The sequence below is a fragment of the Natronomonas pharaonis DSM 2160 genome, assembly GCF_000026045.1.
Lineage (GTDB): Archaea > Halobacteriota > Halobacteria > Halobacteriales > Haloarculaceae > Natronomonas > Natronomonas pharaonis.
Window position 1 is genome coordinate 1,660,523 of sequence record NC_007426.1, and the last position, 22,437, is coordinate 1,682,959.

General features: G+C 63.2%; 19 protein-coding genes. 12 read left to right on the top strand and 7 right to left on the bottom strand.

Annotated features, from left to right (window positions below; translation table 11 throughout):
* Position 1 precedes the first annotated feature (1 nt).
* Both NP_RS08525 and NP_RS08530 read left to right on the top strand, forming a co-directional pair.
* Positions 2–1,321 carry a YeaH/YhbH family protein gene (locus NP_RS08525; RefSeq protein ID WP_011323435.1) on the top strand — a complete coding sequence of 440 codons (1,320 nt, stop codon included), beginning with the start codon at positions 2–4 and terminating at the stop codon, positions 1,319–1,321.
* Positions 1,318–3,303: a SpoVR family protein gene (locus tag NP_RS08530; protein ID WP_011323436.1), complete on the top strand. Its 1,986-nt coding sequence runs from the start codon at positions 1,318–1,320 to the stop codon at positions 3,301–3,303. The genes NP_RS08525 and NP_RS08530 overlap by 4 nt, the downstream gene beginning before the upstream one ends.
* Positions 3,304–3,306: 3 nt before the next feature.
* Here NP_RS08530 and NP_RS08535 read toward each other — a convergent pair whose 3' ends face one another.
* Complete coding sequence (locus NP_RS08535; RefSeq protein ID WP_011323437.1) at positions 3,307–4,596, bottom strand: DUF418 domain-containing protein; 1,290 nt, start codon at positions 4,594–4,596, stop codon at positions 3,307–3,309.
* A gap of 128 nt (positions 4,597–4,724) precedes the next feature.
* Between NP_RS08535 and NP_RS08540 the strand changes: the two genes are divergently transcribed.
* The 3 genes from NP_RS08540 to NP_RS14155 all read left to right on the top strand — a co-directional run bounded on the left by NP_RS08540 (position 4,725) and on the right by NP_RS14155 (position 7,939).
* The gene (locus NP_RS08540) at positions 4,725–5,105 is read left to right on the top strand and encodes a secondary thiamine-phosphate synthase enzyme YjbQ (protein ID WP_011323438.1); all 381 of its coding nucleotides are present in this window, start codon (positions 4,725–4,727) and stop codon (positions 5,103–5,105) included.
* An 80-nt stretch (positions 5,106–5,185) separates the two neighbouring features.
* Complete coding sequence (locus tag NP_RS08545) at positions 5,186–6,610, top strand: DASH family cryptochrome (protein ID WP_011323439.1); 1,425 nt, start codon at positions 5,186–5,188, stop codon at positions 6,608–6,610.
* Positions 6,611–6,781: 171 nt separating this feature from the next.
* A complete protein-coding gene (locus tag NP_RS14155; RefSeq protein WP_011323440.1) occupies positions 6,782–7,939 on the top strand; it encodes a hybrid sensor histidine kinase/response regulator in 1,158 nt (385 codons plus the stop codon).
* 130 nt (positions 7,940–8,069) lie between these two features.
* Here NP_RS14155 and NP_RS08555 read toward each other — a convergent pair whose 3' ends face one another.
* Both NP_RS08555 and NP_RS08560 read right to left on the bottom strand, forming a co-directional pair.
* Positions 8,070–9,236, bottom strand: coding sequence for an acyl-CoA dehydrogenase family protein (locus NP_RS08555; protein WP_011323441.1), 1,167 nt, complete (start codon positions 9,234–9,236; stop codon positions 8,070–8,072).
* A 73-nt stretch (positions 9,237–9,309) separates the two neighbouring features.
* A complete protein-coding gene (locus NP_RS08560; RefSeq protein WP_011323442.1) occupies positions 9,310–9,990 on the bottom strand; it encodes a type 1 glutamine amidotransferase domain-containing protein in 681 nt (226 codons plus the stop codon).
* A gap of 168 nt (positions 9,991–10,158) precedes the next feature.
* Between NP_RS08560 and NP_RS08565 the strand changes: the two genes are divergently transcribed.
* Both NP_RS08565 and NP_RS08570 read left to right on the top strand, forming a co-directional pair.
* On the top strand, positions 10,159–11,856 hold the full coding sequence (locus NP_RS08565; protein WP_011323443.1) for an acyl-CoA carboxylase subunit beta: 1,698 nt from the start codon (positions 10,159–10,161) through the stop codon (positions 11,854–11,856).
* A 108-nt stretch (positions 11,857–11,964) separates the two neighbouring features.
* Positions 11,965–12,507 (top strand): CBS domain-containing protein, encoded by a 543-nt coding sequence (locus NP_RS08570; RefSeq protein ID WP_011323444.1) that lies wholly within the window; start codon positions 11,965–11,967, stop codon positions 12,505–12,507.
* A 277-nt stretch (positions 12,508–12,784) separates the two neighbouring features.
* Here NP_RS08570 and NP_RS08575 read toward each other — a convergent pair whose 3' ends face one another.
* Positions 12,785–13,144: a DUF555 domain-containing protein gene (locus tag NP_RS08575; RefSeq protein ID WP_011323445.1), complete on the bottom strand. Its 360-nt coding sequence runs from the start codon at positions 13,142–13,144 to the stop codon at positions 12,785–12,787.
* A 320-nt stretch (positions 13,145–13,464) separates the two neighbouring features.
* On the opposite strand from NP_RS08575, the gene NP_RS14775 reads away from it, so the two are divergent.
* From NP_RS14775 to NP_RS08590, 4 genes are all read left to right on the top strand, one after another.
* Positions 13,465–13,641 (top strand): hypothetical protein, encoded by a 177-nt coding sequence (locus tag NP_RS14775; protein ID WP_169303786.1) that lies wholly within the window; start codon positions 13,465–13,467, stop codon positions 13,639–13,641.
* A 40-nt stretch (positions 13,642–13,681) separates the two neighbouring features.
* Positions 13,682–14,401 (top strand): archaeal proteasome endopeptidase complex subunit beta, encoded by a 720-nt coding sequence (psmB, locus tag NP_RS08580; RefSeq protein WP_011323447.1) that lies wholly within the window; start codon positions 13,682–13,684, stop codon positions 14,399–14,401.
* A 59-nt stretch (positions 14,402–14,460) separates the two neighbouring features.
* Positions 14,461–16,107 (top strand): ATP-dependent DNA ligase LigA, encoded by a 1,647-nt coding sequence (gene ligA / locus NP_RS08585; protein ID WP_011323448.1) that lies wholly within the window; start codon positions 14,461–14,463, stop codon positions 16,105–16,107.
* A 62-nt stretch (positions 16,108–16,169) separates the two neighbouring features.
* A complete protein-coding gene (locus tag NP_RS08590; RefSeq protein ID WP_011323449.1) occupies positions 16,170–16,871 on the top strand; it encodes an MBL fold metallo-hydrolase in 702 nt (233 codons plus the stop codon).
* A gap of 47 nt (positions 16,872–16,918) precedes the next feature.
* Here the strand turns inward: NP_RS08590 and NP_RS08595 are convergent, their stop codons facing one another.
* The 3 genes from NP_RS08595 to NP_RS08605 all read right to left on the bottom strand — a co-directional run bounded on the left by NP_RS08595 (position 16,919) and on the right by NP_RS08605 (position 21,321).
* Positions 16,919–17,752 carry a hypothetical protein gene (locus tag NP_RS08595; protein ID WP_011323450.1) on the bottom strand — a complete coding sequence of 278 codons (834 nt, stop codon included), beginning with the start codon at positions 17,750–17,752 and terminating at the stop codon, positions 16,919–16,921.
* Between the two features lie 64 nt (positions 17,753–17,816).
* A complete protein-coding gene (locus tag NP_RS08600) occupies positions 17,817–18,923 on the bottom strand; it encodes a DNA topoisomerase IV subunit A (protein WP_011323451.1) in 1,107 nt (368 codons plus the stop codon).
* A gap of 1 nt (position 18,924) precedes the next feature.
* Entirely contained in the window at positions 18,925–21,321 is a 2,397-nt protein-coding gene (locus tag NP_RS08605; RefSeq protein ID WP_011323452.1) for a DNA topoisomerase VI subunit B, read from the bottom strand.
* A 120-nt stretch (positions 21,322–21,441) separates the two neighbouring features.
* Between NP_RS08605 and NP_RS08610 the strand changes: the two genes are divergently transcribed.
* Positions 21,442–22,404 (top strand): hypothetical protein, encoded by a 963-nt coding sequence (locus NP_RS08610; protein ID WP_011323453.1) that lies wholly within the window; start codon positions 21,442–21,444, stop codon positions 22,402–22,404.
* Positions 22,405–22,437: the final 33 nt, after the last annotated feature.

The following is a 22,437-nucleotide window of genomic DNA, read 5'->3' on the forward strand; positions in this document are numbered from 1 at the left end:
GATGGGACGTAGAGACGACCTCGACCGGTTCCGGGAGGTCGGCGAGGAGCGCCGGCAGGACCTCTCGGAGTTCATCCAGTACGGCGACCTCGGGGCGTCCGGCCCCGACTCGGTGAACGTCCCCATCAAAATCGTCGACCTCCCGGAGTTCGCTTACGACCCTCGCGACATGGGAGGCGTCGGACAGGGGCAGGGTGGGACGCCGGATGTCGGCGACCCAGTTGGGGAGCCGGAGCCACAGCCCGGCGATGGCGACGATGACGGCGAAGACGGCGAGCCCGGTGAAGAAGGGGGAGACCACGAGTACTACGAGATGGACCCCGAGGAGTTCGCCGCGGAACTCGACGAGGAACTCGGCCTCGACCTCGACCCGAAGGGCAAGAAAGTAATCGAAGAGACAGAAGGCGACTTCACTGACATCACCCGCTCCGGGCCGGCAAGCACGCTTGACTTCGAGCGCCTGTTCAAGCAGGGACTCAAGCGGAAGCTGGCGATGGACTTCGACGAGGAGTACCTCAAAGCGGCGCTGAAAGTCGACGGCTGGGGACCGGCAACCGTCTTCGAGTGGGCACGCGACCAGAACATCCCGGTATCGAGAGCGTGGATAGACGACGCATACGCGTCGATGCCCGCAGACGAGCGCTCGAAATGGGACTCCATCGAGGAGATGACCGACGATGTCGACCGCGAGTCGACAGCGACCCGAATCCGCCGTGAGGGGGTCGATGAGGTTCCATTCCGGCGGGAAGACGAGCGCTACCGCTACCCGGAAATCATCGAAGAGCGCGAAAAGAACGTCGTCGTCGTCAACATTCGAGACGTCTCGGGGTCGATGCGGGAGTCGAAACGCGAACTCGTCGAGCGGACGTTTACCCCACTTGACTGGTATCTGACCGGGAAATACGACAACGCCGAATTCGTCTACATCGCCCACGACGCCGATGCTTGGGAGGTCGACCGCGAGGAGTTCTTCGGCATCCGCTCGGGCGGCGGCACCCGAATTTCGAGTGCGTACGAACTCGCCAGCGAGATATTGGAGGCGGAGTATCCATGGAGCGAGTGGAACCGATACGTCTTCGCCGCGGGGGACTCAGAGAACTCCTCGAACGACACCGAGAACAACGTCATCCCGCTGATGGAGTCGATTCCAGCGAACCTCCACGCCTACGTCGAGACACAGCCCTCGGGCAACGCCATCAACGCGACACACGCACAGGAGCTTGAATCACACTTCGAGGACGACAACGTCGCGGTCGCCTACATCGAGGGGCCGGGCGATGTCCTCGATGCCATCGAAACCGTCCTTAGCGCAGAACAATGACCACAAACGACCGATTCCACAAACAGCGCGTCGCCGGACAGCTCGAAGAGCCGGCCCACGAGGCGAACGCGCTCGCCAGAAAGCTCGGGCTCGACCCCTTCGATGTAAACTACTGGATTATCGATTACGACGAGATGAACGAGTTGGTCGCCTACGGGGGCTTCCAGCGCCGCTATCCGCATTGGCGGTGGGGGATGAGCTACGACCGACAGCGAAAACAGCGGCAGTTCCTCGGCGGCAAGGCCTTCGAAATCGTCAACAACGACGACCCCTCGAACGCCTTCCTGCAGGTCTCCAACGACATGGCCGACCAGAAGGCGGTCATCACGCATGTCGAGGCTCACGCAGACTTCTTCAAAAACAACGAGTGGTTCCGGCTGTTCGACACGTCGCCGGACGCCGCCGCCATGCTGGAGCGACACGCCGAGACGGTCGAGGAGTACATTTCCGACCCTGATATCTCCCGGGAGGACATCGAGGCGTGGATAGACCACATCCTCTGTCTGGAGGACAACATCGACCAGCACCAGCCGTTCGCGCCGGCTGAATCCGAGGACGGGGCTGAGACGCCGGCGGGAGATATCACCGAGACGCTCGAATCGTTGGATGTCTCCGAGGCGGTTCGAGACCAGGTCTTCGACGAGGAGTGGCGCGAGTCGGTCGCCGGCGACGGCGACGGCGCGACGGTGCCCCCGGAGCCAGAGCGTGACGTGCTTGGCTTCCTGGCGACCCACGGCAAGGCCTACGATGAGGAAAGCGGCAAGGCGGTCGGCTACGAGGACTGGCAGCAGGAGGTCTTGGAGCTGCTTCGAAAGGAGGCCCACTACTTCGCCCCACAGAAGCTGACGAAGGTGATGAACGAGGGGTGGGCGGCCTACTACGAATCGCTGATGATGGCCGACGAGCGCTTCGCCGACGCCGACGAGTTCATCTCGTATGCCGACCACATGGCGCAGGTGCTTGGCTCGCCGGGGTTGAATCCCTACAAGCTGGGCTTCGAGCTGTGGCAGTACGTCGAGAACCGACGGAACCGCCGGGAGGTCATCGAGCGGCTGCTCCGGGTCGACGGGGTGACGTGGCGGAATTTCGACGACACCGTCGACCTCGATGCGGTTCGTGACCGACTCGAGCCCGCACCGGAAGTCGCCGACCCCGTGAGCCATCTCGACGCGCTCGACCCCGACGATGAGCGGGTTGACACCGAAGCGCTCTCAGCGGCGCGGGACGGCGACATCGATGTCGAGTCCTACCCGTGGAAGCTGCTCACCTACGAGGGGCTGGCCGAGCGGCATTACTCACTGGTCAAACCCCAGCACCGCGGGTTTCTCAAAGCGGTCACCAAACAGGAACTCGAACAGGTCGCCAGATACCTCTTCGACACCGAGCGCTACGACGCTATCGAGGAGGCGGTCGACGATGTCGACCGCACGGCCGGCTGGGACCGGATGCACGAGGTCCGGGAGAGCCACAACGACGTGACGTTTATCGATGCGTTCCTCACCGACGAGTTCGTCGAGGCAAACGACTACTTCACCTACGAGTACACCCACACGACGGAAGATTTTCGAGCGACCTCGACGGACGCCGCAGATGTAAAAAAGAAGCTGATGCTGCAGTTTACTAATTTCGGGAAGCCGACGATTGCCGTCCACGACGGCAATTTCAGAAACCGCAATGAGCTACTGTTGGCCCACCACTACAACGGCGTTCAGCTCGACATCGAGCAGGCAAAACAGACACTTGAACGGGTCTTCGAGCTGTGGGGGCGGCCGGTCGCGCTGAAGACCATCGTCAAGGAACTCAGCGACCACGACATCGAGGTCGCCCGTCGGCAGGACCGGGAGCCGGAGCCGACCGAGCAGGGCAAGCTCATCCGATTCGACGGCGAGGACTTCGAAATCGAGGACCTCCCGGACGAGGAAATCGAGGATATCACGGCGACGGACGTCGACTACGACACGAAGCCAGACGAGTGGTTGTAGCAGTCACTTCTCTTTTTCGCCGACGCGCAGCGGCTGCCACTGGCGATACGTGAGCGTTCGCCAGAGCCACTCGATGGGGCCGAAGCGGTATCGACGCAGCCACGCGACCGACAGCGGCACCTGTATCGCCCAGATGGCGACGACGACACCGAGCAGTTCGATGCGGCTCAACGTCCCGAACCACCCGACGCCGTGGCCGTAGAACAGCGTCGTCGCCAACACCGTCTGCAGAATGTAGTTCGAGAAGGCCGTCCGGCCGACCGCCGCGAGCGCGCCGGCAGCACGGCTTTCGGCGGCCGCTCGGCAAAACAGCATCACGGCCGCGACATACGAAAGCGACAGCAGCAACGCACCCCAGTAGTTGAACTGGTGGGCCAGTAAGACGACTGGCGCGGTCTCCCAACCGACGGCTTCGCGATACCACACCCCGGTCAGAATAAGCGCCAGTCCCGCTGTGCCGCCAGCGACGAGCAGCCGGCGGTAGAACCGCGACGCTCGCCGGTTCGAGATAATGCCGTACTTGTACAGCGCCATGCCGATACTCATCAGCCCGCCGAGCATCCAGAACGTCTCGACGGCGAAGCCGAACGTCTGGAGCATGAGTACTGTCGGGGCACGGTGCTGTATCTGTTCAGTCCAACTTCCCCGGTAGGCGTCGATTTCTGCCGCAATCGCGTCGCCGCCGACGCCCGCTGTCACCGCTGCATTGATTTCGTCCTGTGTAGTCGCATCAGCGACCATGTAGCCGGCTCCGCCGACGAGATAGAGCAGCGACGGCAGCGCGAACATCGCCACGCCGAGCAACAGCAGCCGGCGTGGCCGCCAATTGCGGACGAAAACGACGAGCATGCCACAGAGCGCGTACGCGACGAGAATGTCGCCGTGCCAGAGGAGATACGCATGGAGGAGTCCGGCGACCAAAAGCCATCCCGTCCGCCGGAAATACAGCCGCCGGGCCGGCCTGCCAGCCGCTTCCTTTGACTCTACGAACAGAACGATACCGGCCCCAAACAGGAACGTAAACAGCGTGACAAACTTCTGTTCGAAGAACACGTGGCTGACGAGCCACGCAAGGTAGTTGAGCCCGGAGAAGTCGCCATACAGCGTCGGGTTCATCCCAGCTGCCATCGGCAGCCCGAACAGCCAGATATTGATGACGAGGATGCCGAGAATCGCCACGCCGCGGAGTACATCGAGGCTAACGATTCGGTCTTCAGGTGCCGTCGGTCCTGACTCCCCGGAGTTCTCTGTTGGAGAGCCGTCGTTTGCACAGTCACGGCCGTCGGAGGGCATACTGGGACCGCACGCGGAACCCCTGAAACAGTTTCTATCGGTACAAAAACGGCTTACGTATGACAAGGTTGCCCACGACACCCATTCGTACCGCATACATTCTTTTTCGGCGTTGCCGTAGCCGGGGTATGCCGTCGTTTACTGTCGAGACGGACCGCGAGATACAATGTATCGATATCACCGACCGTGTCACGGAGGCGCTGCCGGACGACCACGACGGGGTCACAACAGTGGCGTCCCGTCATACGACCGCGGCGGTCGCAATCAACGAGGCCGAACCACGGCTGCTGGGCGATGTTGAGGCGTTTTTACGGGAAAATGTCGCTGATGAGGGCTGGGACCACGACGCGCTCGACGGCAACGCCGACGGCCACCTCCGGGCGTTGCTCGTCGGGCCGTCCGAGCAGGTGCCGGTCGCAGACGGCAGCCCCGACCTCGGCACGTGGCAGTCAGTCCTCCTTGTCGAGTGTGATGGCCCCCGTAGCCGGACCGTGACAGTCCGGTGGTAGGCAACGGTCGACCGGGTAAAAGCCGAGTGCTCGGTCGCCGGTATCCCGCGGTTCTTGACCCTCGCGGCCGTACTCGGTGTATGGATACCGCCGTCGTGTGGTTCCGCGATGACTTGCGCGTGACCGACAACCCGACCCTTGCCGATGCGGTTGCGGCAGCGGAGACCGTTATTCCGGTGTACACCTTCGACCCGGACCGATACACCGAAAGCGAGTACGGCCCCCCGAAGACGGGGGGCCACCGAGCGGTGTTCCGCCGACAGGCCGTTGCCGACCTTCGGGCGTCGCTGCGCGACCGCGGCGGCGACCTGCTGGTGCGGAGCGGTCGGCCGGCGACAGTCGTGCCGGAACTGGCACAGCGGGCCGGAGCGGACGCGGTCTATGCACAGACCAAGCCCGCGACCGAAGAACGAAGGCGGGCGGCCGACGTGGCATCGGCGCTCGACGATGCCGGTATTGCGCTTCGGCAGCGCTGGACGCATACGCTGTATCACCCGGACGACCTGCCGACACCGCCAACGGACATCGACGACACGTTCACGCCATGGCGGAAGGAGACCGAAGCGGCGGCGACGGTACGGGACCCGCGTTCGGCTCCGGAGACGGTGCCGACACCCGATGGGCTCACCCCGGGACCGGTACCGACAGTTGAATCGCTCGGCGTTTCCGAGCCGCCGACCGACGACCGAGCAGTCCTCGAATTCGAAGGCGGCGAAAGCGCTGGGAAGCGCCGCGTGGAGTCGTACATCTGGGAAGGCGACCATCTCCGGGAGTACAAAACCACCCGGAACGGGCTTTTGGGTGCGGACTACTCTTCGAAGTTCTCGCCGTGGCTCGCGGCCGGCTGTCTCTCTCCGCGTTGGCTCCACCGGGAAGTCGAGCGGTACGAGGACGAACGCGTCGCCAACGAAGACACCTACTGGCTGGTCTTTGAACTCGCATGGCGGGACTTCTTCCAGTTTCAGTTCGAAAAATACGGCGCGACGTTCTTCAAACCGGGCGGTATCCGGGAACGAAACATCGACTGGGACCGCGACCGGGCGCTGTTCGAACGCTGGGCCGACGGCGAGACCGGCGTCCCGTTCGTTGATGCGAATATGCGCGAGCTGAACCGGACCGGCTACATGTCGAACCGAGGGCGACAGAACGTCGCCTCGTTTCTGGCCGGTGTCCTCGGTATCGACTGGCGGTGGGGGGCGGCCTACTTCGAGGCCCGGCTGATTGATTACGACGTGGCATCGAACTGGGGGAACTGGGCGTATCAGGCCGGTGTCGGCAACGATTCACGGGACCGGTACTTCGATGTGCGGTCGCAGGCCGAGCGATACGACAGCGACGCCGAGTACATTACTACATGGCTACCGGAGCTTGCGGCGCTGCCGGCTACGATAGCACACCAGCCGTGGCAGCTCTCCGAGGCCGAACAACGAGAGTACGGGGTCGAACTCGGCGTCGATTACCCGGAACCAGTGGTCGACATCGACGCCCGATATCAGTCGCTATGAAGGTGGTGCTCCGTGGCTGCGCTGTGAATGTCGGTTGTGTCGCAGAGACGCGGGGGCAGCGTCGGACAGGCCCGTAGAATGCGGCGTATCGTCGCGGAACGGCACTGTAGCCGCGGTAAATGGTATCAACGATTATCCAAGCGAGGAGTGAAAGAACCCCCGCGATTTTAAATGCCTGAATCGTACGCGGCAGTAATGGCCGCGGATGGCTCCGAGAACCCACCATGGAAGGACCTCCCCGACAGTACGCCGTCAGTCCTTGTCGTCGACGACAGCGAGTTTTTTGCAGATATGATGGCTAGTGAGATAGAAAACGGCTCCTCCTTCGAAACTATCTCCTGCTACGATGGAGAGACGGCTCTTGAGAAAATCGAGCGGAACGACATCGCCTGTATTGTGAGCGATTACCGGATGGACCCCGTCGACGGGATCGAGCTCTTAGAGACGGTTCGCGATGAATACGGGGCGATTCCATTCATCATACTAACCGGTCAAGGCGGCGAGGAGGTCGCTATTGAGGCGATTCGACTGGGTGCGACCGATTACGTCACAAAGGAGATGATTATCGAAGGCGAAGAGTTCAGCCTCCTGCTCAATCGCATCGAGCAGTCGGTTAATCACACGATGGCACAGACCGAACTCGCTCGACGAAAGGAACTCATCGAAACCCAGCGGGACAATTTGGAGTTCTTGAACGAGGTCCTCCGGCACGATATCCGGAACGACCTGCAGATTATTTCGGCCTATGCGGACCGGCTCGAAGACCACGTCGACCAAGCAGGCAGAGCAGATCTGGAGACGATTCAGCAGAGCACCGACAATGCCATTGAACTGACAAAGACTACCGACAAGGTTGCTGAGATTATGCTCAGACAGGAAGTCGACCGGCAGGCGGTGTCCATCCGAGACATCATTACCGAAGAAATAGAGACAATCCGGGCCGCTGACCCGAATGCAACGGTCGAGGTTGTAGGCGAGATTCCGGACGTCGAGGTGCTTGCAGGACAGATGATAGATGCCGTGTTCCGCAACCTCCTGAAAAACGCCGTCCAGCACAACGACAAGCGCGAGCCGGAAATCACCGTCTCTGCTACCGAACAGGAGGAGGTACTGGAGGTCCGGGTCGCCGACAACGGCCCCGGTATCAGCGAGGAGCTACAGCAGTCGATATTCGGTAAGGGCGAGCGAGGGCTCGAAAGCGAAGGGACCGGCATCGGCCTCCACCTCGTGGCGACGCTCGTTGACGACTATGACGGGGATGTACGCATCGAAGACAACGACCCGGAAGGAAGCGTGTTTGTCGTGGAACTCCAGTTGGCGGATGCCTAGTCCCCTGCTGGCCTGAGCAACGAAACCGCTGTACTGAAAGCTGCTATACGCACCAGTCGGAAGACCAGCCCGGGTTTTTGATACCACCGTCGTGCTCACGGCGGCCGGTATCCGACCGTATCGAACCGCCTCAGTAGCTCCGGGGCAGGTCGAGTTCGTGTTCGGCGATGTAGTTCAACACGAGTTCGTTTGCCACCGGCACCGTCTGTGTGAGCCGGAGGTTCTGCCAGATGTCGTAGACCTCGTACTCGTCGGTGAAGCCGTTGCCGCCGTGGGCCTGAATCGCCCGGTCGGCCGCTTCGGTGCCGGCCTGTGAGGTGAGCAATTTGGCGACGTTGGCTTCGAGACCACAGTCCTCGTTTTCGTCCCACTTCTGTGCGCCTTTGTACATGATTTCACGGGCTGACATGAGCTTCGCGTAGGACTCGGCGATGGGATGTTGGATGCTCTGGTGGGCACCGATGGGCTGGCCGAAGACACTCCGGTCGCTGGCGTAGTCGACGGCCAAATCGATAGCACGGAGGCCGCCGCCGAGGGAACTCGCCGCGCCGGCGAGCCGCTCGGTGTTGAGCGTATCCCACAGCAGGTAGAGCCCGCCGTCTTCGGTGCCGAGGATGTCGTCTTCGCTCACTCGGAGGTCGTCGAAGGTGACCTGGTACTGCCGCTCGAACCACGGAACCGCAGTGTCGACCTCGGCGAGGTTGATGCCGGGCTGTGCCGCCGGGTCGTCGACGAGGAACAGCGTCACGCCGTGGGTCGGGTTTTCGTCATCGCGTTCTGTGGTCCGAGTAACAAGCAGCATCGTATCAGCGTTCTCGACGCCGCTGATGAACGTCTTCTGCCCGTTGACGACGAACTCGTCGCCGTCGCGGTCGGCGGTCGTCTGGATGTTGAGGGTGTTCGAGCCGGCGGTCGGCTCAGTCAGCGCCATGCAGAACTTCATCTCGCCGTCGGCGATTTGTGGCAGATACTCTTCTTTCTGTGCTTCGTTGCCGTGGCGCTGAATGCCGATGCCGCCGAAGACCGGCGTCAGAACGAAGATGATGCCGCCTTGTCCCCCTGAACGGGAGAGTTCCTCGATGATAATACACATCTCCAGCATTCCCAGCCCCTCGCCGCCATACTCTTCGGGGATGGTGACGCCGAGCCAGCCGTCGTCGGCCAGCGCCTGCCAGTACTCTTCGGGGAACTCTTTCTGGTCGATGTGTTCCTTCCAGTAGCCGCGGTCGAACTCGGAGGCGATGCCGCGTACGGACTCCCGTATCAGGTCGTGGAGGTCGGATTCACCGGTGGCCATGCCTCACGTAAATTGACACACGGTCTTAGGGTTTTCCCCCGGTTCGGCCGGGCGAGGCACGGCCCCTGTGTCGCTACTCGTCGAGTGCCGAAAGGAGCGTTTCAGCGGCGGCAGCCGACGACCCTGGGCCGCGGGCGGTTATCAGGTCGCCGTCGACGGTGACGCTCGTTTCAGCATCGAGTTCGGCGTCCCACTCGCCGCCGACAGCCTTCACCTCGTCTTCGACCCAGTACGGGAGTTTTCGGCCGTCCGGAAGCCGGTCGTGGTCGTCGACGAGGTCGGCCTCCCACGCGTTGGGGAAGCCGGTCACCGACCGGCCAGCAACGAGCGGCTTGCCGTCGTCGGTGCGGGCAAACGCCAACAGCCCGACGGCGTGACAGACGACGAGTGCGGTGCCGTCGTCACCGGAGACAGCGTCGACAAGCAGGCGTCGGGCGTCGGCATCCTGATTGATGTCCCAGCAGGTCCCGTGGCCGCCCGGGAAGACGACGGCGTCGTAGTCGTCGGCGTCCTCGCCGGCGACCGGCACCGGGTCGTTGAGCTTCGGATGGTCCTCGTCGATGGCGCGAAGCTCTTCGGCGGCTTCTGCCCCAATCTCCTCGGGGTCCAGCGACGCCTCATCGACGACCGGCGGGGCTCCCGTCGGCGTCGCAACTGTCGTCTCGACGCCAGCGTCTTCGAGCGTCGTCAGCGGCTCGATACACTCCTCTGCCCAGTAGCCGTCCTCGCTTACGACAAATAGTGTGCGCGTCATGCACCCCGTTATCGGAGGGTGGGAGACAAAACGCGGGGGGCGGCGGCAGCCGCTGCCGGGGCGGGGCGTGGCTCACATGGTCGCCTGTGCCAAACGTTTTTGCCTAGTGTTGTCATACCTCGCTACAGGAAACGGAAACCGAATTGTCGGTTTCTGCCAGCCACAACCATGGAGATACACATCGACGACGAGACCGACGGGGAGATAGCACAGGCAATCGCGACCGCCGTCGCCGAGCATCTCGGAACGAGTGTTGAACTCGTCGACGGCGGCGAGACGCTGGCCGAAGCGGGCACGGAGTGGGACGAGTCGGGAACGGTACTCACAGACCGTGAGGCGCGACTTAGAGACGATGTCGAAGCGGTCCTCTCAGGCGGTCCGGAACGGGGGTTTGAGAAAATCCGCTCGCTTGGGAAGGCCTTTGTTCGTGACCGACTGGAACTGGTCTTCGATGACATTGTTTACGAGGACGGCACCTTCGCGCGCTTTGCTGACGATGAGACACTGCCCGCAGACGGACTTGTGACCGGTATCGGAACCATCGACGGCCGGAAGGTCGCGTTCACCGCCAACGATTACACCGTTAAGGCCGGCTCGCTCGGACAGATGGGCGTCGAAAAGGTCATCCGGATACAGGAGCGGGCGATGGACCTGGGGATTCCGATGGTCCGACTCGTCGACTCGACCGGCGCGCGCCTGAACGCCGAGGAGCGCGAGCCCGGCGACACCCACATGGACCGCTACCGCGGGGGGAAGATGTTCTACAACCAGTGTCGGATGTCCGGCGAGATACCGCAGATTGGTGTCCTGTACGGGCCAAACGTCGCCGGGTCGGCTTATACGCCCGTTTTCTGCGACGTGCTGGTCATGGTCGAGGACATCTCTGGGCTGGCCATCGCCTCGCCACGCATCGTCGAGGCGATGACCGGCGAGGAGACGGATATGTCGTCGCTCGGCGGCCCGCAGGTTCACGCCCGACACTCCGGCAGCGCCGACATCGTCGTGCCGGACGAGGAGACCGCCGCCGAGCGAGTGCGGGAGCTTTTGGGGCTGCTTCCGCAGAGCTACGCCGCGGACCCACCGACAGCAGCCCCTGCCCCGCCGGCAGCGGACCCGAACGGTCTCGACCAGATTATTCCGGAAGAACCGAACGCCGCCTACGACGTTCACACAGTCATCGAGCGACTCGTCGACCGTGAGTCGTTTCTGGAGCTCAAGCCATCGTTCGCACCGGAGCTTGTCACCGGCTTCGCCCGCATTGACGGCCAGCCGGTCGGCATCGTCGCCAACCAGCCCGACCACGTCTCCGGTGCCATCTTCCCCGACTCGGCCGACAAGGGCGCGGGGTTCGTCTGGACCTGCGACGCATACAACATCCCGCTGGTCTATCTCTGTGACACGCCGGGATTCATGATCGGCTCACAGGTCGAGCGTGAAGGCGTCCTCCGGAAAGGCCGAAAGTTCATCTACGCGACATCGAACGCACAGGTACCGAAGTTCTGTGTCATCACTCGGAAAGCATACGGGGCCGGCATCTACGCGATGGCGGGGCCGTCGTTCGGGCCGGACGCGACGCTCGCGTTGCCGTCGGCGGAAATATCGGTCATGGGTCCGGATGCAGCCGTTCACGCGCTGTTCGGGGGACAGCTCGAAGGGATGGACGAAGAATCGAAGGCCGCCTTCGTCGAGTCCGCAAAAGAGCAGTTCGAAGCGTACATCGACATCCGGAAACAGGCGAGCACGATGCAGGTCGACGAACTGCTACCGGCCGGTGACCTCAGAGAGCAGCTGGCGGCGCGACTCGACACATACCGGACCAAAAGCCGCGACGAGCGGCCCAGACACCACGGGACGGTGCTCTTTTGAGACGGTCGGCTGCGCTGGATACATGCGCGGATTCCCCGGCGGACAGGCACGTCCGACGATACGAGGGGAAGCTTTTTGCATAACTGGTGGTAATCGTTCCGCATGGGTATGGACCTGCCGACGCCGGCGGACCTCAAGGAGCGTCGGACGGAGCTGGAGCTGACACAGAGCGAGTTAGCCGACTACGCCGACGTTTCACAGCCACTTATCGCCCGTATCGAGGGCGGCGATGTCGACCCGCGGCTGTCGACATTGCGGCGCATTGTCAACGCTCTCGACGAGGCCGAAAGCGCGGTGATGCACGCCGCTGATATCATGCACGAGGGTGTCGTCTCCGTCGCTCCTGATGACAGCGTCCGTGAGGCCATCGACGTGATGGTAACGGAGGGCTACTCGCAGCTGCCGGTCATTCGCGACGGTCGCCCACAGGGCATTATCTCGAACTCCGATATCCGACAGCTCGATTCGGAAAGCGCCGGTGACCTTCCCGTCGCCGAGGCGATGCGGGAGGCGATTACGACCGTCGAACCGGACGCGACACTCGACGAAGTCAACGCACATCTCAACCATCAGGACGCCGTGATGGTCGTCGAAGACGGTCAGCTACAGGGCATCGTCACCGAGGCAGACGTGGCGGCCCACATTTCCTGATACGGTTGGCGACCGGACTGAGCGGACCGAAGAACTATCCGGAGCGCGGAACCGTCGCTTGGACAGTCCGAGCCGGTCAGAGAAAGGTTTGGGAGGATTCTTTGGCGGTCAGTACAGCGAGTTCACGTCTCGTCTCATTCTTTCACCTCGGCCCACGAAGTTTCACCATAGACGTCTTTGAGTGCCTGTTGGCAACCGAAATGATACGCTGCGGTCCAGATAGAGCGCGTCCGGCAGATACGCCACGAAGACAGAACAACGCGGCTGACGACGGTGACTACTCGCTTTCGTCGTCTTCGGTCTCGAAGGTCTGGATGACCTTCAGCGGAACGTCCCGAAGCGCGCCGCCGATTTCGCTTTTGGCGATTCTGGCGGCGTGCTGGTCGCTGTCGGCGTTGAACACGGTCATCTCCAGCCCGAGGCCGACAAGCGCAGTGTCGGCAGCGACGAACGCCGAATCGAACGGCTCGCCACAGGCCGGACACGGCGTTGACCCGACTTCGACCTCGACGTAGTCCATGTCGGCCTCGTTGAGCCGCTTTCCTGCCTCGCTGACGGCGACTCCTATCGCGTCGTCGATCTCCTCAACATCACGCACCAACCATGCTGCTTCCATCGCAACGAGGTAGTTGCTCATATCCGTGTCGAACGGTGCGGGACGGATAGCCCTATTGTTTTCCGGTTCGCGCTGACAGAGCGGCCAGCGACCAGCGGCTGGCTATCGCCACTTTCCCGGCGAGACCACAGCGTACTCGTTTGCGCACGTCACCGGAGATATTCTCATATGTTATGCGTATCTGGAGCGGTAGCTACCCCTGTTATCTGCTCTGAGACGGTGGGGTCGTGGGTGGAGGCGGCGATCGAGCCAGCAAAAGAAAACCGCACGACTGCGCGGCGATGGGTCGGTTGCTTCTGCAACAAAGCTTATATACATCCACTCGCTTGGCACAGACCACGATGGCAACACGCCTGTACCAGGCTTCGGTGCTCGCGCTGTACCAACTTAGTATCGTCTTCGGCATCGCCATGCTTCCGCTCGCGCTCGTGGCGAACCGCGCCGGCATCCAGCTACCGGTCGACCGGCTGGTCTCGCGGCTCGGCTCGGCCTACGAGCGAAGCTTGCCGGAAGCCTGACCGGAAGGATTTATCTGCGGTCGGTTTGTAGAAGCGGTCAATGCGTCAACCTGATTCCTCCCTGCCGCGCACCGGACAGGACCACACGCTCTCGCCGTACGAGCCGGAGCTCGGCGAGGTCCCATCGAACGACCTCTCGATGGCCGACCTCGACAACGTCAACAAGACTGGAACGACGACCATCGGTATCTCGACCGCCGAAGGCGTCGTCATCGCGACGGACATGCGCGCCTCGCTGGGCGGCCGCTTCGTCTCGAACAAGAACGTCCAGAAGGTCGAACAGATTCACCCCAGCGCGGCGCTGACGCTTGTTGGGAGCGTCGGCGGCGCACAGTCGTTCATCCGCTCGCTGCGCGCCGAGGTAGACCTCTATGAGGCTCGACGCGGCGAGGACATCTCCATTAACGCCCTGGCGACGCTGGCCGGCAACTTCGCCCGCGGCGGCCCCTTCTTCGCTATCAACCCCATCCTCGGCGGCGTCGACGACGAAGGCCACCACGTCTACTCCATCGACCCCGCCGGCGGCGTCATGAAAGACGACTACACCGTCACCGGCTCCGGGCTGACTGTCGCCTACGGGACCCTCGAACGGGAGTACGAAGACGACATGACAAACGAGGAGGCAAAGCGCGTCGCCGCCTCGGGCATCAAGGCCGCCGTCGAGCGGGACACCGGCTCCGGTAACGGCGTCTTCCTCGCGACCGTCACCGACGAGGACGTCGAAATCAAGGGCCACAAGGACTTCGACGAAGTCCTATAGACCGGCTCCGCCCCGACGAATCACGCCTTTTAATCGGCGCTTTCTCCTACCGAGTAGTGATGGAATTCGCCGAGTTCGCCGCCCGTGCCGCGGAGATAGAGTCCGAACCGGCCGACCTGGAGACGGTCGACCTCGTCGCGACGCTGTGTGCCGACGCCGGCGACGACCTCGGGACGGTCGCCCGGTTCGTCCAGGGGCGGGTGTTTCCGGCCCACGACAGCACGAAACTCGATATCGGCCCCTCGCTGTGTTACGAGGCACTCGCCAAGGCCGCCGGCCCGAACGTCGACAGCGACGACATCGAGCGCCGGCTGGCGGAGGTCGGCGAAATCGGGGCCGTCGCCGAATCGCTCGACCTCGGCGGACAGCAGGGACTGGCCGCGTTCGGGGGTGGCACCGACCGCGAAGCACTGACCGTAAGCGGCGTCGAGGAGACGCTACAGGCACTTGCAGCCGCTGCAGGCGACGGCAGCACTGATGCAAAGCGCGACCGGCTGTTTGACCTTTTCAATCGAGCCGAGCCGACCGAGGCGCGGTTCCTTGCCCGGCTGGTGCTCGGCGAGATGCGCGTCGGCGTTGGCGAGGGAACCGTCAGGGATGCCATCGCGGCCGCATTCGAGGTCCCGGAGCCGGATGTCGAGCGGGCGTTGCAGGTCGCAAACGACTGCGGGCTGGTCGCCGAGACGGCCCGCGACGACGGTGCCGCCGGGCTCGACGACATCGGGCTGGTCGTCGGCCGGCCGGTCAAGGCGATGTTGGCACAGGCCGGCACCGCCGTCGAAGCGCTCGATGAATGGGGAACGGCGGCTGTCGAGACGAAGTACGACGGCGCGCGGGTGCAGGTCCACTACGACGGTGACTCGGCGCGACTCTTCTCCCGAAACCTCGAAGAAGTAACCGAGCCGCTGCCGGAAGTCGTCGAGTTCGTCGAACAGTCGCTGTCGGTGCCGGCCATCCTTGACGGCGAAGTCGTCGCCGTCGACGACGACGGGACCCCCCGGCCGTTTCAAGAGATACTCCGCCGGTTCCGCCGAAAGCACGACGTTGCTGCCGCCCGGGAAGATGTTTCCGTCGAGCTGTACGCCTTTGATTGTCTCCACGTAGACGGCGAAGACCTCCTCGATACCCCGCTGTCGGAGCGGCACGACCGACTGGAGTCGCTGCTTGCGGACGGTGTCTCACCGCTTTCCTACGCCGATGATGCCGACGAGGTTGCCGACATTGAAGCCGATGCGCTCGACGCCGGGCACGAAGGCATCATGCTGAAGAACCCCGACTCGACCTATACACCGGGCAGTCGGGGGAAAAACTGGCTCAAGCGGAAGCCGGACGTAGAGACGCTTGATCTGGTTGTCACCGGTGCCGAATGGGGTGAGGGCCGGCGGGCGAACCTACTCGGCACGTTCGTCGTTTCAGCCCGTGCTGACGACGGCTACGAGCCAGTCGGCAAAGTGGCAACCGGCATTACCGACGAGGAACTCGAACGGCTCCACGAGCGGCTCCAACCCCACGTTCGCACCGAGGACGGCACCGATGTCGATATCGAACCGGCTGTCGTCTTCGAGGTCGGCTACGAGGAGATACAGCAGTCGCCGACCTACGGTTCCGGCTATGCGCTTCGGTTCCCGCGCTTTGTCGGCGTTCGCGAGGACAAATCGCCGTCCGACGCCGACAGCCTCGAACGCATCGACCGCCTGACATCGTAGCGGCGCGTTGCCGACGCGCCCGACCGCCGGACTTGTTATCGCCGGCCGCCTATCGACGGACAATGGTAGAACACGAGGGTGTGACCGTCTCGTGGCTCGGGTACGCAACACTCAGAATCGACGACGGCGAGACCGTTGTGTACGTCGACCCCGGTCGGTACGGCGTTCTTGACGGCTACGACGGCGGCGACGGCGATGTCGTCTGTGTCTCCCACGGCCACCACTACGATTCGGCAGCCATCGAGCAGGTTGCGGGCGACGGGGCGACGCTTGTCTACTTCGAGGGCATCAACACACATCACATCGACCGCGACGTGGCGCGACCGGCGTCGCTTTCGCTTTCGACGCGGACAGTCGACGCCGAGGCGGACATCGCCGTCGGCGATGCCATCATCCGCACGACGGCCGCATACAATGACCCCGACGGCCCACACGTCCGTCCCGCAGGTGAGCCATACCACCCGAAAGGACGCGGCTGTGGCTTCCACATCACGCTCGGCGGCGTCTCGGTCTACTGGCCGGGCGATACAGACGTTCTCGAAGGCCACGAGCACCTCGATGTCGACGTGTTCTGTCCGCCCATCGGCGGCCGGTATACGATGGACCGCCATGAAGCCGCCGACCTCGCCGTCGCGCTTGCCCCCGAAATCGTACTCCCAGTCCATTACGACACGTTCGACGAAATCGAGGCCGATGCGGCCGCGTTCGCCGATGAGCTTGAGAGCCGTGGCGTCGATGTCGTCATCGAGCCGCCGACGTGGTAGGTGCTACTGAGTTCTGAGAACGTCCAGGTCCGGTAGCCGCCGGTAGTTTACAGCACCGACTCGATTGCGGCCTCAAGGTCGGCGACGTGCCACGAGAGCGTGTCTGTCGGCGGGTCAGCGAGCGTATTATCGTCCGCAAACAGCTCAACGGCGGCCAGCGGTACTGACTCGGCCCACAGTGAGTGACCAACATAAGAGCGGTAATCACCGCCGTATGCCGGCGTGTCGTCCGGAAGCCGGGCGTCGGCATCGAGGTCAGGAATCGTTATCGGCTCCGGCTTATCGATAGTATAGGCTGCCGGTGTATCCCCACGGGGGACGACCACCCCGTGTGTGCCAGCGGTGCTTGCGACGACGGTTGTCGTATAATCGTCGACGACAGCGAGTGTCGCGGCGTCGGCTGCCGTTTTCTCGACGAGGTCCTCAAGATGGCCGCGGAAATCCGCCCGCGCGACTTCGAAGTCGGCCGCATCGACGAGTTGGAGCCGGCGTCGTTCGTCCTCAAAGACTGGGTAAGGGCGGTGGTACCGTTGTCTGACAGCGGTTCGGGCGGCGTCAACAACTGCCATCGGCGATTGTGTCGCTGGATGAATTTCACAGACTGGCGGCGAACGACCGTCCGGGACGGCCCACGGGTCCCCGTAGAGGAGACAGGCCGCGTCGGGCCAGGCTTCGCGGACAGCGTGGAGAACGCCAGGGCCGTCACCGTCAGTAAACGACGGAGCGGCGACAGCGGCGTCGACGCGGCGGTCGGTTTCTGAGAGCGTATCGATTCGCTCCTGAGCGTTCGATTCGGTCGCCGCCGTCTCCAGTTCGACCGCCGCCGCCGACTGCGGGCGCCTATCCGGCGGCGTTGCCCAGAGGACGCGTGGCCGAGTCATTGGTGTAGTGTGGTCGATACCTGTATATCAATCGACGCTACATTTCGGCTACTGAGCCGACAGGCTACAGGACGCCCATCTCACCGAGCCGCTCGGGGAGATACGTTTCGGTGACGAAATCCAGCCCGCGGGAGGCCAGCGCCTGCTGTTCGGCCTTTTTGCCGATGTCGAGTTGGAGCTCAATCTGTTCCCGCCAGTAGTCGTCCTGGAACCGAGGGTCGTCCAGTTCGCTTTCGAGCGCGTTGATGTCCGAATCGCTCAACGGGTCCGTCGGCAGGTCGTACTCGACGATATCCGCCGGCTGGATGCCGATGTATTCGGCCTCGGGCGTCGCCAGATATTCTGAGAGATGGGCGGACTTGATGGAACCGTAGGCCACCGAGGCGTAGATGCGGTACGACCACGGGTCGCCGTCACAGAAGACGACCACCGGCAGGTCAAGGTCGTCGTGGAGCCGCTTCGTGATGCGCCGGGTCGCCCGTGCTGGCTGGCCCTTGAGGTGGACGATGATGACGTTGTGCTCCTCGTCGAAGCCGTTCTCGACGAGCCGGTCGCGCATCCCGCCGGTCTCGACACAGAGCACGAAGTCGGCGTCGTTATCGAGGAACTCGATGGTATCGGGGTTGTTCGGAATCTGGTAGCCCCCCTCACCGACATCTTTCTGGCAGTGAATCTCCCGTTCACCACGGCGGGTTTGTTCGCGAAGGTAGAGCGGCCCCATGATTGTGGCTCCGGACTCCTCCGGTCGCATGTGGAAGTCCTCGCGCGTGACCTTGCTGACGATTTCGAGGTCCTCGACGAGCTGGTTGGACTCGTCTTGGTCGTTGAACTGTGCGCGTTCTTCGTCCCACGACTCCGAGAGGTAGTAGAGTTCACGCAGCGTCGACGACCGGCCCTGTTCGAGCTGGTCGGCGAGGAACTCGATGGTGTATATCGCTTTCAAGAGCTTCTGGGCACCGCGGACACTGTTTGCCGACCGCGTCGATGTCCGGTCGCCGTAGACCCACACGTCCTTGTCCTCGTCGAAGACGATGTTGCTTTTCGTCCGGGTGGGGATCTCCATCGTCGGGACCTCCCCCTCGGCGAACTGGTCGTAGAAGTCGCTCGCGAGCTCGATGAGCCGCTCGCGGGCGATTTCGTCCTCCGTGTCTGTGTCTGATTCGCTGCTCATATTAGGCGTCTACCGTGAGTTTCTCCGCTTCGATTCCTTCGACCGAGATGTCGAACTCCGCATCACCGTCGACCTCGTATTCGAGCGTCGCCGTCTCGCCGCCGCCGACCGTCGGCGACCACTTCAGGAACCACTCGCCGTCCATCTCGACGACGGTCGCCGATTCCGCGCCGTCAGGCTCCTGTGAGACGATGTCGGTGACCTCCGGCCCGACGTTCGTGTCCCCGTAGTTGTGGACCGAGAGCTGCACCGTCGACTCCTCGACGGTCCGTTCGACGAGGACGTTGTTCATGATGCGGGCCAGCGAGTCCTCGACATCGAGCGGCTCGCGGTCGGTTACTTCCGAGAGCTTCGCGGCCATGTCCGGGAGGATATCTGCGATGACGTCCTGCTTTCGGCGTCGTTTCTCCAGAGAGCGCTGCTTTTTGAGATGCGACTGGAGGTCACGACCGGCTTGCTGGAGTGCCAAGCGGAGTTCGTCTTCGATTTCAGGGATGTTCGCGACGGCGTCCTTTGACTCGCTTGTGAAGGGGACACTCGTCGAGGCCACATGCACCATGATGACGGCGGGGCCACTCGGCATCCCGCTGCCGCCGGGCTGGTCGAGGCCGTAGTTGCGCCAGTTGACGCCCTTGAGCACGTCGACGGTCGCACACGCGCCGCGCTGGTAGACGAGCGGCACGCGATTGGCAAACCGGAGCGTCTCGACGCTGCCGTCGACCGCGATGTCGCCGCCATGAGCGATACCGACCTCAACGACAAATGGGTCGCCACCGTGGACTGACGCGTCCCGCGTGACCGAGGTGTAGAACTCGGCGTCGTATTCCTTTTTGAGCCCCGCTTTGACGAGGTCTTCGGAAATCGGGGCCAGACAATCGGTGGGGGGCGAGAGGATGTCAGTCGACCGCATCGCCTCAAGCAATCGGGCGGCCGCGTCACGGTTGTCGGCGACCTCCGTGACGGTCGGCGGCTCGTCGGGGACGGTCACGGCCCGCTCCCAGACCGCCTCGACGACGTTCTCCCGAGCCGTTTCGCCGAAGGTCGCATCGTCGTACTCCTCGGTCGCATCGGCCGCACGGTCGACGAACTCCCGGAGCGTCGAGCGGCGGAAGCGATTGCGGGCGTCTTCTTGGTCTGTGAACTTCTCGGCGAGCCGTCGGGATAATCCTTCGACGGCCGCATCGTCCTTTCGGGTCGTCGTTGCTCCGTCGACGAGCGCATAACAGTCCGCACTCACGTCGTCGGTAACGGATTTCCACGCCGCTTCGACGGCGTTTTCCCGAACGGTTTCGCCGAACGTCTCGTCGTGTTCGGCTTCGATGTCGTCAGCGACCGACGCGACGACAGCCGAAAGCTCCGCGTGAGAGAGGGCCGCCATATCGGTGACCTCGTCGGCGACAGCCCGAGCGAACGCCGCCGTCGCCTCGGCGCTCTTGTTGGCGACTGCGTCCGAGACTGCAGTCTCGATGTCTACGTCCTCGTGGGGCTGTGGCGGCGACCACGCCATCTCGCGACCGAAGTGGCGGTCGCGGAAGCTGTCGATAACTCCGTCTGCGGTCTTGTTCCCAACGCGGGTGAACTCGGCCTGCAGGAACCCCGAAAGCGAGTAGGAGTCGGTCGCATCGAGCATCTTCAGGAGCGTCCCGAGTTCGACGCCGTGGGGGTGGGGGCGTATCTCTTCGGTTTCCGGCGGAAGTTCCTCGGTCGCCCGTTCTGATTTAAATGAATCCTCGGGTTCGTGGAACTCGACGCGCGCGTGCGGGTTGACGACCGCGGTATATTTGATGTAGTCGTGGAGCTGTTTGCGGGCCCGCATGTTCCCCTCCATCTCGAGTTCGATGCGGGTCCCGTGTGGCCGCTCCCACGTTGCCTCGCGCTCGTGGTCGATTTCGGGCTCGTTGGTGTCGGTATCGATGGTCAACTCGAAATACTGGGCGCTGCTGTGGCTGTCGGTCTTCGACGTAATCTTGGCCGGCTTGCCGGAGGTAAGCTGTGAGTAAAGCACCGCCGCGGAGATACCGATGCCCTGCTGGCCGCGGGTCTGTTCGCGGGCGTGGAAGCGCGACCCGTAGAGCAGTTTGCCGAACACCTTCGGAATCTGCTCTTTCGTGATGCCGGGACCGTTGTCTTCGACGGTGAGCCGGTAATAATCCCCCCGGTCTTCGATTTCGACGTAGATATCGGGCAGGATGCCGGCTTCTTCGGCGGCGTCGAGCGCGTTGTCGACGGCCTCCTTGACGGCCGTCACGAGCGCCTTCGCGTCGCTGTCGAAGCCGAGCATCTGCTTGTTCTTTTCGAAGAACTCGGCGATGGAGATGGACTGTTGGCTCTCGGCGAGCTCCTCAGCAATGGGCTCGCCGCCGCCACCGTCCCCGAGTTGCGACTGATACGAGGTCATTCAGGCTGTGCTAAACCCCCCGGGACGTAAAACACCGTCGGGACCGTGGTGAAAGTGAAGCTTGCAGACCCCACCGCCAAGTGCCGGGCCTTATGTGGCATGCCGCCGAAGGCCGTTCCGATGCCCTCCAGACGCCGACTCCTCCGAAACGCGGCGGCGCTCACGCTCGGCGGCCTCGTCGCGAGCGCACCCGCGACAGCACAGTCCCCCGACTCACCCTCGGAATATCCGCGGTACGATGCGGGTGCTGTCGCCGACACCGAGACGGTCGTGGCGGCGACATGCGACCCTGCCGTCGTCTCCGAGACTCCGTTGCCGGCCGCCGTTCGTAATCGGCTGGCTGCGCTCCGCCGGCGCCATGATGCGTTCGCACTGTCCGATACCCGGCGATTGACCGGCAGCGTCGCCGTCGACGGCACGGCGGTCGAGGGATGTGTCACCCTCGCTGGAGCCTTCGACGCCGACGCGGCCGACGCAGAACTCCGGGCTGACGACACGCTCCGTCGACACCCCGACGAAGGCGGCCTCCATCGGTTCGATGCGCCCGACGTGTCCGTCTCGTTGGCCTTCGATGACCAACTGCTCCGTGTCGGGTATGCGCCCGACCTCGGCCGAGCAACCGACCATCTCGAAGCGGCCATCAGTGGTAGCGAGTCAGCTACAAACGATGCACACGGTGCCTTACCGGCACTGCTTGGTGGAGACGCAGCCGTCTACGCCCGACTCGGTGACCGAGAGCGGCAGCGAGCAATCGATGCGCTCGGCGACAAAGCGCCCGACGAACTCGGAGCGGTTCTGTCCCGTGCCAAAGCGGTCGGGCTGTCCCTGCAAGCAGTTCCCGAGCAGAGTCGCATTCGGTATGGGGCGGCCGGAGCACGACTCGATACAGACACCGTCCGGCGCCTTGCAGCCGACGCTCAACAACGAGAAGGCGCGCTTTCTGACGTACGACTGCACCGACAGGGACGAACAATCATCGCTGATGCGGGCGTCGAGACGGCGGTCGCTTGGAACGCCCACGCCCGCCTCGTCGGACGGGAATCCGATGCGGAAGCGCGCGGGCTAACGATGTCCGACCAGTAAATCCCGTCTACAAAAAGTGGGTTATTTTGAAAA